The organism is Enterococcus sp. DIV0901a (assembly GCF_051711525.1).
Taxonomy (GTDB): domain Bacteria; phylum Bacillota; class Bacilli; order Lactobacillales; family Enterococcaceae; genus Enterococcus_B; species Enterococcus_B faecium.
In genome coordinates, this window is the sequence record NZ_JBIOMW010000002.1 from 1 (window position 1) to 16,793 (window position 16,793).

The window sequence follows — 16,793 nt, forward strand, 5'->3', positions numbered from 1 at the left end:
ATGACTGATTTTAAATTTTTTAAGGCGGATAGAGTTTACAACGAATTATTTTATCAATTTCCAAAAGTCTTTATTGTTTCTGACGAATACAAAAAAATGAAAGATTCAACTAAGATTGCCTATATGCTTTTAAAAGCAAGATTAGAGATCGCAATCAGCAAACGGCAAATCGATGAAGAAGGTAATGTTTATTTTACTTATACGACAAATGAACTATGTAGAGTATTAAACTGCCAAAAACAAAAAGCGATAGCAATCAAAAAAGAGTTGGAATCCTTTGGTTTATTATTACAAAAGCAGATGGGATTTAACAAACAGTTAGGGAAAAATAATCCTAATAGACTATATCTAGCAGAATTAAAAGTCTCAGAAAATGATATCTACTTACTCGAAAAATTTGATAGAGAGAATAGGGAAAACGTTGATAAATCAGAGGGTATGAAAATCATACCCACCCTCGACGAAAAATCAGACGCTGAATCCCTTGGGGCTCAAGAGGGTATGAAAATCATACCGTGCCAAAACGTTGATAAATCAGAGGGTATGAAAATCATACCAGAACTTAATAATAATATATTAGACACTAATAGACACAATATAGACACTGAAAAAGACCGCCTACAAGATCAATTGTTGTTAGACAATTTTGAGACAATTATGACAAACGACAGCATTGCTACGTTTGTCCCTGAACGAGTATTAAATTTGATAAAAACATTTTCTTCAAGTTACAGTGAAGCTCAAAAAACCGTCCAGACTATTCATAATGCAAAGAAAAAAGCTGAAATAGAAAGTGGTATTTCGATAGTTTTTGAAGAACTCGATAGTTATTATGTCAATGCAGAACAAGAATTATACACGACACTGTTAAAAGCCTATCAAAAATTAAAAACCGAAAAAGTCGAAAATATCCAGAACCTGATTTTTGTCTATGTAAAAAATTGGTTTATCGAAAAACCAATAGCTGCTAAAGTATCAAGTGAAAAACGTTTGAATTATGAAAGCTCCCCAAGCACTATTACGAAAGACTGGTTAGAGTGAAACTTTACTGACAAAGTGATTGTTGCTTCATGGAGTAACATTAAAATTAAAAATTTTTTATTATTCTAATTATATTACGAATATTACAAAATAATAGCTATTTTAATAGAATTTATAAGTTAAAATATTATGATAAAAATCACAAACGTAGCCTTTTACGTCATAAGTGTTAAAAGAAATAATTAATTTCAAATATAGAAAAGGGAACGTATGTTTGCATACTCCTTTTTTTTGAGTTATAATAATACGCGAAGAGAGATAATTTCATTATTTAAACAAGCTAAAAATCTTGATATTACTTCTTTTCAGGCAATACGAATATTATTCGCTTACATTTTTTGTATAAATTTAATTGTCTGCTATGCTTGTGATGAATTGATTTTCGTTCTGCACTTTTGGATGATAAATTTGGACAATTGAAAATACAAAAAAAAGAAAGGCGGTATGAACTCGGAAGGCTGGTAACCTTCGTCAGCGTTCATACACGGCATTAAGATTTGGCCCTTAATGCGTTAACCTTTCAGTGTTACGGTATTACCCGCAATGGATTTAGTATAACAGATATTCAAAAGTGATACCACTTTTTTTGGCTGTGTTAAGGTTAAAAATACGTGATATTACGATGAATCTATGCCTAAGCACAATGTTATAAAAATGTCCGTGTGGCTCTTTGCCGTATGACGAACGCTGAAATTAGAGGGAACGCATGTTTGGATGCGTTCCCTCTTTTTTGTTTGTCATGAACGAAAATCAATTCTCTATTTTTGAAAAATAACAAGAAAAACTTGTTAAAAATATTTAAAGAAATTGGGTGGTTTATTTTATGTCATATACAGGAATTTTGAGTCTCAAAGATATTTGTCACTACGGTAAACGGTGTACCGCTACAGAGAAAATCACGAAGAAACTATCAACTGGCCAAAGTAAAACCGTTGTGCAGTGTAAGAAATATATAATCCAGAAAGACAAAGTCTCAGAGGAAATGATTTATTACATTGGGAAACAAAAGCAAATAATTTTAAAAGATCCTATCCCCTTAAAAGAGCTATATCCAACAATCAAACATGTTTATGACCAAAACGGTGTACTGATTGGTCGAAGAAAAAATGGAGTCTTGCGTTGTACCGCAAAAGGGATGGGGCGTTTGATCGGCTGAATTGATCATTCTCATAACTTGTATTTTATCGTTTTTCGCTTGCTTGAAAATATTGTCGAGACTTCTAAAGGAACTTAGAGTCACTAGAAAAATAAGGAGTAGACTTGATCTATCAACAATTCCCTTCGGGGAGTGACGGGGTAGGTTTTAACGATTGGTAACGTAAAAAATTGGTCAATCGAGTAAATGCGCTTGTTTGGATAGTGGTGAAATGAATTTGTGTAAATAATAAGCGCAGAGTAAACAAGAGGGAATTTAGAAGTTAGACAAGTTAGAATAGCGTCTAGATTAATCATGAGCAGCTACTAAGGGATCTAGACTTTGACGCAAACTCATGGAATAAGGAGTAGGTCTTCTCGTAATGGGGAGGACGCACAAGAAATTGTGTCGTGTGCTGCAGTACATGTAGATACTTGCGAGGACGTTGATTATTGGATCAATCGAGCATTTACCGCTGTCTACTAGGGTTTCTCGTTTCGGACGCCATAAACGAGTCGAAATTTTTTATGTATTTTTAAGTAAACGAAAAACGATAAAATATGAACAAGTCCTGAATAAAGTGAAAAAATTGATATAAAACATAGAGAAAATGAAATTTACGTAATGGAGGAATGACAAATGAAAAATTATGATCCGAATATACGATTGGGCACACATACTATTAAGGTTTCTTTCCAACGTTGGGATTACAAAGGATTTGTGACGTTTAGAAGGGGCGGAAATTGTAAAGGATTAGATGTTTTAGCATTAGACGAGGATGATTTATACGATCAAACATTGACTGATAATCCAATTGGATTCGGCTTGCTACCTGAAGATGATGAAGGTAATGAATGGTTTAAAATGACGCTTATGAATGGTAATGGAGACGAATTATCTGTTGAAGATACTTGGTCATATTTGAGTGATTATATTGTCAGCGTTGAAATCATTGAATTTGTAGCGGATAAAGAAGAATAAAAACTGGAGGAATAAATTATGAAATTTTTCGAAGTAAAATCACCATACTATTATGCGTTAATCGCAGCAAAGAATGAAGAAGAATGTGCAGAATTGTATGAACAAGTAGTAACAGATATCGAAAATCGTGAAGAATTTATTCGATGTTTGCATGAGTTAAATCGAAATGAAGCAATTCAAGAGGATGCGAAAAAAATTAGTGAAGAAACGTTACAACCAATCGGTATGGAGGAAGCTACAAAAGACATTTTTACAATTATTGATGAACAAAAATCTTGTGTATTAAGCATTGATTCTACATTGGTTTAATAGATCCAAGATTCTATAATTTTTTTCAAAGTAAAAAGAAATTAGGTAATGATTCTCAGACCAATTACTTAGGAAAATAACCATACAAATTAGATTTTACAGATAAAGGATTAGAAGGAATCACGGCGATTAATAAAAAGGTAGTATTACCTTAGGCATTGAGTAAGGAATTTATTTAGGAGGAAAATTAGATGGCGCGACCAGTTTTAGATGCGATGGATATGGATACTTTGACAAAAGGAAGGTATGTACAGCTGTTAGCTCGTGGTTATTCACCTAAAGATGTATTCAAAGCCCTATCTAAAGGAACAGATATGGAAAAAGAAAGATTACGAAAAGAATTCGACTATTGGAGAGAGCATAACGGAATAAAAGATTTAAAACCAGCACGTCCAGTTATTAGACGAAAAAAATTGAAGAAGTAAGACCAAAGCGTATGGCGTACATAGGCTTTTTTATTTTGATAAAAATAATGAAAGGAAGGAAAACTCATGAATTGTAAAGAAATCGAAAATAGAAAAAAAGTGTCGAAAGAAATGGAAGAAAAGTTACTAAAAACAATGAAACAAAAACAATGAAACAAAAACAATGAAACAAAAACACCTTAAAAGATTATCTGTCGCGCAATATATCAATGATATGCAGTTAACAGGAAAAGAGAAAGCTTGTTTGTTAGGTTCAATGAAAAACTTTGAACAGTTGAGACGAACTTATGTGAAAAAAAGTTCTAATTGTCAACTATTGTTAGAAGTCTCATGACATTCATTAATAGAATTCATTTTTAAAACTTTTTCTATGGAAATGAGAAAAAGTTTTTTTGTTTTGTCTGAAAGGAGGCAGATGGATGAAAAAATGGTCATTTGGTTTTTTAGGAGTCGCTTTAATCGTCTTTTGCAGTGTGTTTGGCTATGTTAGCTACCAAAAACATGAAGGAGAGGTGTTTAAGCAAAATATAGAAAAAAAGATGCCCGTAGATCAAATCAATGCACACGCAAAGAGTTACAAGGAGGATGCAACGAACGTCAATAATGATATGTCTTTGGGTCAAATGTTGTCCATACAAAAAGAAGCAATCGAAATGGGCGTCAATAAACAAGTATTTGCACAAATTCAGATTCCTGCACTTGGTTTAGCATTGCCAATTTTTAAAGGGGCAAATCAATACACTTTGAGTCTTGGAACGGCTACTTATTTTTATGAAGATGCCGAAATGGGCAAAGGAAACTATGTCCTAGCAGGTCATAACATGGAAATGCCAGGTGTTTTATTTTCTGATATTCAAAAGTTGTCATTAGGGGAGGTGATGGACTTAGTTAGTAACGATGGCGTCTATCGTTACAAGGTAACGCGTAAATTTATCGTACCTGAGTACTTTAAATTAATCGATGGCGTTCCTGAAGAGAACTCTTTCTTGTCTTTGCCAAAGAAAGGAGAGAAACCCTTATTAACGTTGTTTACTTGTGTTTATACGTCACAAGGAAAAGAAAGATACGTGGTACAGGGAGAGCTACAATAACAAGGTTTTAATCAACGCGAGTCGTTGAAATATGAAATGAGGAGATAAAAAAATGGCAATAAATCGGTATGTAAAAAAAGCTGGAATGCTTGTTGGAATGTTAGGAATCATTGCAAGCTGCTTTCAGGGGTATCAAGCATATGCAGAAGATGTCACGCAAAAAACGCCACCAGAGAAGGTCAATATCACGGTTCATAAATTAATGTACGATCAAGGAACGCAATTGAATGTTGATATTGACGGGATCAAAAACGATGGTTATACGCACGATCAATATCCTACAGGTGTAACGAAATACAACAAGGCAGATTATGGTGATGTTGAGTTTACGTTAGGAAATATTACGGATCAAGTATTACCGAGGGGAGATTCTGATCTAACCAACGCGAAGGTGGACGAAATCGTTAAAGATGTAGAAGACAAGGGATCTAACAGTGAGTACGTTAAGAATGCAACCAATAAAATTACTTCAGCTGTAGATGAAAATGGTGAGATCACTTTTGCTGATCAACCAGCCTATGTCAATTCCAAAGGGAATGTATATGTGGTTTATGAAAGTAAATCCGCTGCTGGATTAGTCACACAAAAAGCAAAACCAATGGTTGTGATTGCGCCAATGACTGATAATACAGGTTCAGGTTTTTTAAAAGACATTCACTTATATCCTAAAAATATTGTTTCTAAGTTGAGTTTTGAATTAACGAAATTTGGTGACGATGGCACAGCTCAAAGCAAACAAACACCTTTAAAAGGGGCAAAATTTGAGTTATACAAGGGCGAACCTGGAAAAGGAACAAAATTAGGAGATCTTGTATCGGATGATCAAGGAAAGCTGACTGCTACTGATTTGACGTTAGGAAAATACTATTTTGTGGAAGTTCCTTCAGAAGTTGTAGTGGGATCAGATAAAGAACCAACAGCAGATCAATATTTATTAGGCGCAGACGCTCGCAACGATGCGCACAATAAATTAACCTTTGAAATTACGAATGATGGCGTGACAAGTGACTTAAAAGCTTCATACGTAAACTATAAAGCACCAGTGATCGATAAAACAGTAACAAATGGAACAGGACAAGAACATTCTTTCCAAATTGGTGACGCAGTAAATTATCAAGGAACGATTCATATCCCAACAGACATTGCAGGCGGAGCAGACGGTATCACAGTAAACGGAGTGAAAAGCGAAACTTCTCCTTACAGTGTATTTAAATGGGGGGATACAGCAGGACAAGGACTTTCTTATGTCGCTGAAAAAGCAAATATCAAAGTCACAAATAATGATGGTTCAGTCGTATTAAAAGAAAATACTGACTATAAAATCGAAAATTCTGATAGTGGTTTTGTGATCGATTTTATCGTAAATAATGGACAAGTAAGTGATACAGTTGCGAATTTACATGGTCAAGATCTAAAAATGACTTATAACATGTTTGTGAATGATAGTGCTGAAATCGCAAATCCATTAACAAATAGCGTGGATTTCGTCTATAGCAACAATCCATTCAATCAGGAAGAACACCATGAAAAAACGAAAGCCGACGCTGTAACTTATGGCGCAAAATTCTTAAAAGCTGATGGCGGACTATTTGGAACAGGAATCAAAGCAACACCGCTTGAAGGCGCAGAATTTGCTGCTAAAAACGCAGAAGGAAAATATTATAGCTTTTGCGGGCGAGAAAACCCACGGTTTTAACCGTGTGGATGATAGCCCGCACTGTACTGTAAGAGCATAGGGAAACTTGTGCTTAGTGGAATATATAAAATCTCGTATATCCCAACAAAGAAACTGAATTGCGGGGAACCCCTAAAGCGAGTAAAACGACAACGTAGTCTTGAAATAGGCAAACGTGACCGTGGCGAAAGCAGAAAAAATTTACTCGATAGCATATGGTTAAATCCTAAGTGTTGCGACAATGGGCAATCTGCAGCGAAGACTCGAACAGAGTAACGTTCAACGACTATTCCTCTTGAGGGAAGTACACACAAGCGTGTGGAAGTGGTTTCGCCGTACTGGGTAAAGCCAACGGATAAGATATAGTCTGTGCTGGCACGAAAGTGTCAGAAGTTCATCAGAGAACTGCATAGGAAGTAGCGAACCTATGTGAACAAACTCCACATAAAAAATTCTTCATTCTTTTGTGTATATTAACATTGATTTAGTACATGGCTTAACCTAAAATTAAGGTATGGATAACGAATACAGATACTCAAAGACAACTGTATCGTTAGTCAATTACCACTTTGTTTTTTGCCCAAGGTATCGTCGGAAAATATTCGTTAATTCTGAAGTAGATGCTAGATTTAAAGCACTCGTTCAAGAAATAGCAAAGGAAAACGAGTGGAACATCATTGCAATAGAAACAGATAAAGATCATTGTCATTTATTAATAAATGTTCAGCCTACGTATTCTCCTTCTAAAATCATGAAGATAATAAAAGGTAAGACATCTAGCATAATCCGGCAAGAGTTTGAACACTTAAGTAAAATGCCAAGTGTTTGGACACGTTCATACTTTGTTTCAACCGCAGGAAATGTATCTAGCGAAATTATCAAGCGATATGTTGAGAACCAAAGAACAAGATATTGATTGCGTTAAGGAGGTGTGCAGAAATGAAAAAGGCTCATAAAATCAGGATTTACCCCAACTGTCGGCAAGAAATTCAATTTCAAAAAACATTCGGATGCGTTCGTTTCTATTGGAACTTTCTACTAGATCAACGAATAACGAATTACAAGAAGAAAAAAGAAAATGCCGATTACAAAGAAGATAAGACAACGTATGCTTCATTGAAAAAAATGGAAGAATACGCTTGGCTAAAAGAAGTTGAAGCTCAACCACTTAGCCAAGTAGCCATGGATCTAAATAAAGCATTTAAAAATACGTTCAACTCTACTTTTGGATTTCCTAAATTCAAAAGTAAGAAGTATTCCAAAAAGTCCTATCGAACAGCTATGGGTATAAAGGTGAATAGAAACTACTTTTATGTATCCAAGGTTGGCTGGGTAAAAATGGCTGAAACGTTGCGTTTCAATGGTAAATTAATGAATGTGACAATCAGCCAGTCAAAAACAGAAAAATATTTTGCAACTTTTTTAGTCGATATTGAAAACTTCCAAAAAGATCCTGTGACGGAATCCATTGGTTTAGATTTGGGTCTTACTCATTTCTGCATAACTTCCGCAGGTGAGAAGATAGGAAACGAGAGATTCTATCGATCATTAGAAAAACGCTTAGTGGTAGAGCAACGTAAACTTTCAAGACGCTTAGAAGTAGCAAAGAAGCATAATCGTAAATTAGAAGAGTGCAAAAACTACCAAAAGCAAAGAGTGAAAGTGGCACGTATCCATGAAAAGATTTTTAACCAACGAAATGACTTTTTACACAAACTGTCTTCTCGTATAACTGATGAGAACCAAATCATTTGTATTGAGGACTTGAATGTAACAGGCATGGTTAGAAATCATAAATTAGCTAAATCAATAGCAGACGTATCTTGGAGTGAATTTGTAAGGCAATTAACATACAAGTGTGAATGGAAAGGTCGAACGTTAGTAAAAATCGACCGTTTTTACCCTAGCTCGCAAATATGTTCTTCTTGTGGTCATAATGACGGTAAGAAAGAGTTAGATATTAGAGAATGGACTTGTAGCAATTGCGGAACAAATCATGACAGAGATATCAACGCTAGTATAAACATTAGAACCGAAGGACTTTCGGGGATAGCTTAGTAAATTTGCGCCCGTTTGGGTGTATTACCTAAGAACCCCATGACTTTAGTCGTGTGGAGTGTCAGGGTGGATTAGTTGATACGGATAAAGACGGTGTCAAAGAAGCAGTATGGGTAGACAATGTAGCAAATGCAGCGATCCTAAAATCAGATAAAGAAGGGCGCTTTGAAATCACTGGTTTAACTGAAGGTGAATATTCATTGGAAGAAACAAAAGCACCAACTGGTTACCAAAAATTAACAGAAGATATTGCATTTAAAGTAAACAAAAACTCATTTAAAGAGGAAAATCGAATCACTGTTAAAAATAATCAAAAAGCAGCTATTCCATTAACAGGTAGTAATGGTTTCCAAACGTATGTATTGATCTCTTGCTTGTTGCTAGGGGCAGGGGCACTTTCTGCAGTTGTTTACTTTAAGAAGAAAGCCTAGAAGGATCAGCTAATGATTATTCGTAAGCCCCCAAAAAGAAGAGTCATGCACAAACTGATGATATTTTTTTGGTTGCTGTCGGCAGTAGCAGTCTATTTAATTCCAGTTGTGGAAACAAATGTAGCTAAATTTCAACAAAAGCAAAGAATTTTAGCCATTGAAAATCTTGAAAAAACAGATTCTTCTTTGGATGTTGCGAAAATAGAGTTAGGCGATCCTGTTGGTGTTCTTACAATTCCAAGTATTTCTTTAAAACTACCAATTTATGATGGAACTTCCGAAAAAATTTTAGAGAATGGTGTAGGGATTACGGAAGGAACTGGCGATATTACAGGAGGAAACGGTAAAAATCCTTTAATCGCAGGGCACAGTGGACTTTATAAAGATAATCTTTTCGATGATTTGCCTTCAGTAAAAAAAGGGCAAAAATTCTTTATTAAGGTAAATGAAGAACAACATGCCTATCAAATTTATCGAATTGAAGAAGTTAAAGCAGAAGAATTACAAAAGAATTATTTAGATTATCTCATGCCTGAAAAAGACCAAGATAGGATTACGTTAATGACCTGCACGCCAAAAGGTGTCAACTCACACCGCTTTTTAGTGTATGGTGAACGAGTTTCATTCAGTAAAGAAGATTTAAAACTACAGAAAAAAGCAAAAAATAGGAAATCAATTTCATTGGATTGGCGATTAGCACTGCTATTCGCTTTTTTTGCGTTCCTATTATTTTTATTTATAAAAAAAATAAGGAGGAGATCGGAATGAATAAGAGAAAATGGCTGTTTGTTTGTGTAGCAGCTCTCTTTGCAACTGCAGCTTACTCACAGATATCTTTTGCTGATAGCAGTACCACTCCAACTACCAGTCAGACAACAGATAGTTCAACAACTGCAACAAGCGACACGGACAGTTCGAAGAACACTGCAGAAGAAACGGCAGATTCAAGTACGAGTTCTACTGAATCAGCGGAATCAACGTCAGAAAGTTCTTCAGAGACTTCAGAAAAACTGCAAGAAGTAGAAGATACGCAAGTAATCAAGCAAAACATTCATATTCAAAAAATTATTTCTTCGAATCGAATCAACAATCAAGGAAGGCAAGTAGCTCAGCAAGAAGGTGTCAATGGCGCAAAGTTTATTGTCTACGATATCACGAATATCTTAGAAGAAATGACACAAGATGATAATGAGAAAAATCAATCGGTAGAAATAATTGAGTCAAAATTGAAAGATCGAGCAAAAAAACTTTCATACGACCAGTTGAAAAAAGTGACTGAAGGAGAAACCAAAACAATTGATGATCAGGAAGGTGTGATTGATTTTTCAATTGAAGTACCTGCAAACAAAAAACAAGCATACTATATCGTCAATGAATCAAGCCCTGAAAACATTTCAAATAGCGAAGATATTATTTTATTGACACCTATTTCAGATGAAAAGGGTGAATTTTTGACGGATGTTTGGTTATATCCTAAATCAAAGAAATCAGAGCCGAAAGAAGAAATTAAAAAAGTTGTATCAACTGGTGTAAAGAAAAACTTTTTTGATAATTGTTGGGATTTTTTCACTCATTTATTTTTTAACGATTAGGATGAAATGATGAAAATAATAAAAATGTTAGCTTTTAATCTATCTTTTTTAGCCGCAACAATATTGTGTTGCGGTTTAGTTTTTTCTCAATTATCAATTTATCCAAGATATCAACGATTGTTCGTTCATTTTCTAAATATCCAGCATGCTTCCATGCCACTAGAAGTGATTAACATGCTCTTAATCAATCCAATTTTTATGGCTAGTTTGTTTCTTCTTGCAGGATTGGTAACGTGGGTATTAGGAAAAAAAGAATGAGAAGCTTACAATCGTTTAACAAAATAATAGATGGAGGGCATTATGGAAAATAAAATTCATTGCACTACGGGAAGAGTATTTACTTTAGTGTTGTTTTTGTTCCTTCTTCTTTTTGCAAGGGGAACTGCAGTCCAGGCCTTAGAAAAAGTTGATCCGAGTCAAATCAGAGAAAATAATAATCTGGTACTTTATCATGATAGTGATTCATTGAGAAATATCGAAGTAACTGGGATCAATGGATTTAAGATACTAGATGAGTATTCAACTAAAAAACAAAAAGTACTTGCTTGGCCAAAAGTCAAAGATTTGAAAAGCACGTCAAAAATTGTTGCCCATTATCAAAAGGTGGGCACTTATCTAGGAAAAGAAATTGATTGCGACGTAACTTTTTCTAATTTTGTAGCGCACGCTGGGGTTAACCAAGACGGATTAGCTAAAACAATTAATGGGAAAAAGTATTATAATTATTTGCTCTTTGATAAAAACATTTATCGAGGCTTTTTCATGCAGTCAATCAACGTTATGAATGTAAAACTAGATTTTAAGTATTCAGGATCAAAAACAAAAGTAGCTTTGAGTGAACCACAGCCAGAAATTAATTCAAAAATGAGATCGATGAGAGCAGCTGGTATTGAGTTGAATGATACATTTCTATCTATTTACAGTTTAAATGGACAGTATCAGCAACGTGTGTCTTGGTATAATGACAATAATGAATCTGTCGGTGAACGTAATATTGATATGAGAGAATTTGTTGGGTATGAAAAAATGGGTAGCTTACCTTATTTTGTCACAACAGATACAGCATGTGCAGAATACAAAGCTCCTGCGTTATCAACAAACAATTTAACTTCAAAAGTAGTGGGAGGACGTGCAGAAAAGGCTTATAGCTCGAATGATCATTTCACCGATGTTGTAGGAGCTGATACTTATCACAGAAGTGGTGTAACGTATACGCTTCAAGGCGCTTCCCCAACATTCATGATTGGCGCAAATACGAATAGTATGATGTTTAGCTTTGATACTGCATTGCTATGGACACCACAACCATCGAAGCCTACAAAAGAAGTGTTTAACAAAGCTAATACTGAAGAGGCAGCACACAATATTGACAAAAAAGTGATTCCACAAGGATCAGATGTTTACTATCATATTCACCAAAAGTTTGATGCATTAACAGTCAACACAATGAACAAATACAAATCATTTAAAATCACTGATACCTTTGACAGCAAAAATTTTGATATGGTATCGGATGGGAAAAACTATGATGGCGCATTGTGGTATGTTGAAGCGAATGGGACTTGGAAAAAAGCTGATACAGGAGGAAAATTAACTGTATCAGGTAATACAGTCACTTATACTGCTTCTGACAGCTTTTTAGATAACGCTGCAAATTACGGTAGGGATTATATTTTGCAGCTCCATATGAAAGCAAAAAATGATGCAAAAGGAATTGCACCAAATGTGGCTACTGTAACGTTTAACAATGATCCGAACAAAGGAACACAAAAAACAAATACAGTAGAAAACTATTTCTCTCTTAAACCAAATAAAAAAGTGGAACAAGATGGGAAAGATGTTGATGGTCGAAATGATGGTAAAAAAGGAACGCCTACAGCTCCTTTAAATGCAGGATCTGAAGTACAATATCTAGTCACACAAAAATGGCATACAAAAGGTGTAGACATTGCGTCAGATCATTACAAGCAATTTAGTATTCAAGATCCAGTGGAAGCTCGTTTGACGTATAAAGAAGGTTCTGCGCGAGTGATAGATATGAGTACAGGAAAAGATATTACTTCAGAAGGTACACTAACCTATGATAGCAATTTAAGAACGCTGAAATGGGAAGCTTCCGCTGATTTCTTAAGTAAAAATCTTTTAGATGGACGAGAAATTCAACTGATATTTACAGCTAAAACTCCACTACAGTCAGAAAAAAATATTGATAACCAAGCCGTAGCAGCAGTAGAGAATGTTTCTAATAAAACGAATGTTGTAACAATTGGTGTTGATCCTAACTTGCCACAAGTCATTGTTCCTAGAACAGGTTCTACACATTTAGTAACAATTTTAGTGGTTAGCTTAGTATTACTTGTGTTAGTTACTCTTAGTTATGTGGCTCTGAAGTTCAATTAAACAAAAAAACAAGGCTGAAAATCAGCCTTGTTTTTCTATTTGAAAATTGGATTGGCACTAATAAATACGTTGTCTGAAGAAAGTGATCCATCTGCAGAAACTTCATAAGCATGAGATAACCCAACGATGCTTTGATTGTTGTAAAGTAAGTTTGCGTTATGAGCAGCGCTATCTTTCCACATAATCATGGCATTCACTGCTCCCGTATCTGAAAGGATCTCGTCAACGTAAAGGTAGAAACTATTGATATTTTCTCCTTTAGCGCCGTAGCAGCCTAAACTTTCTAAGAGATCTTGGAAAGTACCGCCGCCAGGTCGATAATGACTGAAGCTTACTTGTAATTCTTTTGCACGTATATCAGCAGCTTGTTGAACGATATCATTAAATTGCATTGGAGCTGCACCGTTTTGTTGACGATAATTATTTAACCATACAAGTTCTTTTTGACGCACATAGTTGTTTAAATCACTTAATGAGATATTTTTGTATTTGAACGTGATCGTTCGATTTTGGTCAACATTATTGATTACTCGTTGGCCGTTTTTATCTACGCTAATGGAAGGATCGTCATTTCTACACAAGAAATAATTTTGATCAGTCATATTTTTCCAAGGAGTAGAGAAGCTATCCCCTTCGTATACTGTTTTTGATTCACTAGAGAGAACAGCGTTGGTATCAGCATTTACATGATTAACAGTCACATTAAATTTACGAGTGTAGTTGAAAATATAATTTTGACTTTCAGTCACATTGTTTAAGGTTACTGAATTTGTTGGTTCTACCCGATCGTCTAAAACATATCCTTGAATAGCAGGAGCAGTTAAAGTGACACTTTCACCGTGAGTGACGTTGATTATCTGTTCTTTCAAAATATCAACTCGCCCCTCATTTTTGTAGTTGTTATTGCACAACAAATTGATTTGATGCACTTGATTATAATTGAAGGTGATTGTTGTATTACCTGTGATCGTTTGGCTTTGAGTATCATTACCAATCACTTTGTAGCTAAAATTATCTTTAGCGCCTTCGCTATATTTAAATGCTTTTGCCTTAGCGGTGTAAGTAGAACCAGAAGTCACTTGTGCTTGATCTGTAGCAATCACTTGACCTGTTTGATTGTCAATATGGTTAATGGTAACCATATATGGCGTTTCAGGTTTGTGTTGCAACCCTTTAAATGCAGCATCTAGACTATTTTTAGCATTATTTACTTGGGCTTGAGAAGCCTTAGAATCGTCTAGTACTTTTTTAGCATTGGATAAAGCAGTCTGAAAATTATTCCAAGATTCTTCTGTAAAATCTCCTTTAGCAGTTGATTTTACTCGGTTGTATAAAGCTTGTAATTCAGCTTTATTCACAGTAGGTGCTGGTTTTTTCTTTAATCCCTTGTAAGCAGAATCTAAATTATTTTTAGCACTATCCACTTGTTTTTGAGTCGCTTTTGAGTCATTTAACACTTTATTAGCATTATTTAAAGCAGTTTGAAATGCGTTCCAGGTATTGTCGGTATAGTCACCTTTTTTCGTTCCCTTAACGCTCGTATAAAGAGCTTCTAAAGCTGATTTATTCACTTTGGGTTTAGAGGTGTCAGCGCCATACCAACCGATACCTTCGTATTTCCAGCCATAGTCTTTGGTTAACCATTGTACTTCTTTCCAACTTGCAGTGTAGTGATGTGAGCCAGATTTTACACCAGGAAGGAAAAGGCGGTAGATCGGTTTATTATTTTTTTCGGCAGAACGCCAGGCAGGCCCTTCATAAGTCCAGCCGTAATTTTTAGTCAACCATTTCACTTCATCCCAACTAGCTGTGTAATGGTGATCACGAAGACCTTTATTGTATAAACGATAGACAAGATGACCACCGCTAGTCGGTGCTTCCCAAGCGGGGCCTTCATAATTCCCCCACTTAATCTTCACTAGGTGATCACGTTCTTTTGTGCTAGAGGTGTAAAAATGTTCATGGTTATTTGGATTATAAAGGCGATACATGACGTTAGTTGAAGCAGCATCAGCAGATCCAGCGAAACCAAGTGTGGCAGCAAATGTTCCAATAGCTAAAACAGTTTTTGGGTTTAATAATTTCATATTTTCAACTCCTAAAAATTAGTTAAAATCGATTACAAAATCATTATATATCGGTAAACCGATATGGTCAATAAAAAAATTAAGAAAAGCCTCATGTATTTCTGGCTTTTCTTAATTTGTTACTTAGTTGAAGCGTTAGTATCAATGGTTTCTTCAGCTAATTTATTTAATTTTATAGCATTGATGAATCTCATATTGTCTATACTAGAGCGCTTATTTGCGAGATCACTGACCGTAGTTAAAGGTACGCCAGATTCTATAGATATAGAACGAACTGATTTACCACTATCAAACAGCAACCATTCGATTTTCTTTTTATCAGCGTACATTGCAATGCTCCCTCTTGATTTTTTCTTTATTATAGCTCTTTTTTGTAATAAATCACAATATCAAGAGAGAAAGTTTTTATAGAAAGGTGGGAAATTATGAGTATCCGTTCCCCGTGTATCAAAATGAGGTTTGTTGCTACTTTCGTTATTTGATATACTAAAATAAAACAACGAAAGAAGAAATAAAATGAAGAAAAAGCAACTATGGTTTGTCTCTATGTTTGCAATATTTTTTATTATTTTAAGTGGATGTTCAAGTAATAAGAAATCGGAAGCTAAAGAAGATAATAGTTTATTGCAACCAGGAACTGTTTGGAAAGAAGAAGTAGGTGGTCTTGTTAATAATTTGAAAATTATAGACGATACAACATGGGAATATTCCGAAAGTGTTTGGCATCCTGAACAAGTACAAATAACAGTTGAGAAGCTAAAAGACTATAAAGGATTAGAAAGATATAAGGTAATCGATTCAGGTGGAATAGATTTATTCATAGGTAAAACAGCCTTAATAGTTCCCTATAACAAAGACGGTTTAGAAACGTTTAAATTTATTCCAACAAACGAAAAAGAACATCGAGATAAAAGTGAAATATTAAAAGAATACAGTACTAAATCTGGATACAAGTTACAAAAGACTAGCGAGTGATTGCTAGTCTTTTTATTTATCCTGAAGGAGGAATCACAGTGGCAAAAGCTAAAACGCCATTTGAAAAAGCCGCGTCTAAAATCTTAGAACGTCGCGGTGTATCTGAAACACAGTGGAAACAAGAAGTCCTTGAAAAAGCACAATTTGACCTATTACGGGGAAAAGACAAGGACTTAGAAGGATATATCTATCAACGTGAACGTGAAAAGCTTGTTTTCGATGAAATTATTAAACACTAAAAGGAGCGAACAATTTTATGTTTGAATCAATTACAATGAATTTTTTAACACAACCGAAAGTAGTAGCTGCGGTTGATATTTTTAGAGCATTACAAACTGCAGCAACTAGTTTAAAAAACAATTTGATGATTTTTGCTGGTGTTGCGGCCGTTGCTTCCATTGTTATTGGGGGGCTTTTCTTCCTATTTGGACGAAGAGGAGCTGAAAACGGGAAGATGCACGTAGGTTATGTATTGATGGGGGTAGGTGTTATTCTAGGGGCTGCTTCTATCATAACTTCGTTATTTGGATTATTTGGGCAAACACCTCAAGGATTATAAGAAAGTAAAAAAGTAGGAGTAAGAAGTAGTCGAT

17 protein-coding genes and 3 pseudogenes are annotated in these 16,793 nt (G+C 35.0%); 18 read left to right on the forward strand and 2 right to left on the reverse strand.

The features are described from left to right. The 15 genes and pseudogenes from IGL70_RS12820 to IGL70_RS12890 all read left to right on the forward strand — a co-directional run bounded on the left by IGL70_RS12820 (window position 1) and on the right by IGL70_RS12890 (window position 13,138). Window positions 1-1,041, forward strand: coding sequence for a replication initiator protein A (locus tag IGL70_RS12820; protein ID WP_002303636.1), 1,041 nt, complete (start codon window positions 1-3; stop codon window positions 1,039-1,041). A gap of 823 nt (window positions 1,042-1,864) precedes the next feature. Then, a complete protein-coding gene (traE, locus tag IGL70_RS12825) occupies window positions 1,865-2,197 on the forward strand; it encodes a type IV conjugative transfer system protein TraE (protein WP_002323647.1) in 333 nt (110 codons plus the stop codon). A 618-nt stretch (window positions 2,198-2,815) separates the two neighbouring features. Then, entirely contained in the window at window positions 2,816-3,157 is a 342-nt protein-coding gene (locus tag IGL70_RS12830; protein ID WP_096705466.1) for a DUF5406 family protein, read from the forward strand. Between the two features lie 18 nt (window positions 3,158-3,175). Further along, window positions 3,176-3,466 carry a hypothetical protein gene (locus tag IGL70_RS12835; RefSeq protein ID WP_002311523.1) on the forward strand — a complete coding sequence of 97 codons (291 nt, stop codon included), beginning with the start codon at window positions 3,176-3,178 and terminating at the stop codon, window positions 3,464-3,466. Window positions 3,467-3,657: 191 nt separating this feature from the next. Next, window positions 3,658-3,891, forward strand: coding sequence for a hypothetical protein (locus tag IGL70_RS12840; protein ID WP_002311524.1), 234 nt, complete (start codon window positions 3,658-3,660; stop codon window positions 3,889-3,891). A 66-nt stretch (window positions 3,892-3,957) separates the two neighbouring features. Continuing rightward, a pseudogene (locus tag IGL70_RS12845) lies at window positions 3,958-4,225 on the forward strand (hypothetical protein). A gap of 85 nt (window positions 4,226-4,310) precedes the next feature. Beyond that, window positions 4,311-4,982 carry a class A sortase gene (locus tag IGL70_RS12850; protein WP_096705464.1) on the forward strand — a complete coding sequence of 224 codons (672 nt, stop codon included), beginning with the start codon at window positions 4,311-4,313 and terminating at the stop codon, window positions 4,980-4,982. 52 nt (window positions 4,983-5,034) lie between these two features. Continuing rightward, a pseudogene (locus tag IGL70_RS12855) lies at window positions 5,035-6,645 on the forward strand (pilin N-terminal domain-containing protein); the annotation flags it as partial. A 526-nt stretch (window positions 6,646-7,171) separates the two neighbouring features. Beyond that, window positions 7,172-7,573, forward strand: a complete 402-nt coding sequence (gene tnpA, locus IGL70_RS12860) for an IS200/IS605 family transposase (protein ID WP_002311528.1) — start codon at window positions 7,172-7,174, stop codon at window positions 7,571-7,573. 23 nt (window positions 7,574-7,596) lie between these two features. Beyond that, window positions 7,597-8,715, forward strand: coding sequence for an IS200/IS605 family element RNA-guided endonuclease TnpB (gene tnpB / locus IGL70_RS12865; RefSeq protein ID WP_002311530.1), 1,119 nt, complete (start codon window positions 7,597-7,599; stop codon window positions 8,713-8,715). Between the two features lie 65 nt (window positions 8,716-8,780). Next, window positions 8,781-9,146, forward strand: a pseudogene (locus IGL70_RS12870) (prealbumin-like fold domain-containing protein); the annotation flags it as partial. Window positions 9,147-9,158: 12 nt separating this feature from the next. Next, on the forward strand, window positions 9,159-9,914 hold the full coding sequence (locus IGL70_RS12875) for a class C sortase (protein WP_002311532.1): 756 nt from the start codon (window positions 9,159-9,161) through the stop codon (window positions 9,912-9,914). Further along, entirely contained in the window at window positions 9,911-10,738 is an 828-nt protein-coding gene (locus IGL70_RS12880) for a pilin N-terminal domain-containing protein (protein ID WP_047936599.1), read from the forward strand. The genes IGL70_RS12875 and IGL70_RS12880 overlap by 4 nt, the downstream gene beginning before the upstream one ends. A gap of 9 nt (window positions 10,739-10,747) precedes the next feature. After that, a complete protein-coding gene (locus IGL70_RS12885) occupies window positions 10,748-10,996 on the forward strand; it encodes a hypothetical protein (protein ID WP_002311534.1) in 249 nt (82 codons plus the stop codon). Between the two features lie 42 nt (window positions 10,997-11,038). After that, window positions 11,039-13,138, forward strand: coding sequence for an isopeptide-forming domain-containing fimbrial protein (locus IGL70_RS12890; protein ID WP_171025420.1), 2,100 nt, complete (start codon window positions 11,039-11,041; stop codon window positions 13,136-13,138). A gap of 35 nt (window positions 13,139-13,173) precedes the next feature. On the opposite strand, the gene IGL70_RS12895 is transcribed toward IGL70_RS12890, so the two are convergent. Together IGL70_RS12895 and IGL70_RS12900 are read right to left on the reverse strand one after the other, a co-directional pair. Then, a complete protein-coding gene (locus IGL70_RS12895) occupies window positions 13,174-15,225 on the reverse strand; it encodes a CAP domain-containing protein (RefSeq protein WP_010731500.1) in 2,052 nt (683 codons plus the stop codon). 119 nt (window positions 15,226-15,344) lie between these two features. After that, a complete protein-coding gene (locus IGL70_RS12900) occupies window positions 15,345-15,554 on the reverse strand; it encodes a hypothetical protein (RefSeq protein WP_002311538.1) in 210 nt (69 codons plus the stop codon). 187 nt (window positions 15,555-15,741) lie between these two features. Here IGL70_RS12900 and IGL70_RS12905 point away from each other — a divergent pair, with 187 nt between their 5' ends. Genes IGL70_RS12905 through IGL70_RS12915 form a run of 3 tightly spaced genes read left to right on the forward strand, consistent with a single transcriptional unit; the run spans window position 15,742 to window position 16,759 of the window. Further along, the gene (locus tag IGL70_RS12905; RefSeq protein WP_002311541.1) at window positions 15,742-16,200 is read left to right on the forward strand and encodes a hypothetical protein; all 459 of its coding nucleotides are present in this window, start codon (window positions 15,742-15,744) and stop codon (window positions 16,198-16,200) included. After that, entirely contained in the window at window positions 16,197-16,439 is a 243-nt protein-coding gene (locus IGL70_RS12910) for a DUF5415 family protein (protein ID WP_002307547.1), read from the forward strand. Before IGL70_RS12905 ends, IGL70_RS12910 begins: the two co-directional genes overlap by 4 nt. A 17-nt stretch (window positions 16,440-16,456) precedes the next feature. Beyond that, window positions 16,457-16,759, forward strand: coding sequence for a TrbC/VirB2 family protein (locus IGL70_RS12915; protein ID WP_002314409.1), 303 nt, complete (start codon window positions 16,457-16,459; stop codon window positions 16,757-16,759). Window positions 16,760-16,793 lie beyond the last annotated feature (34 nt).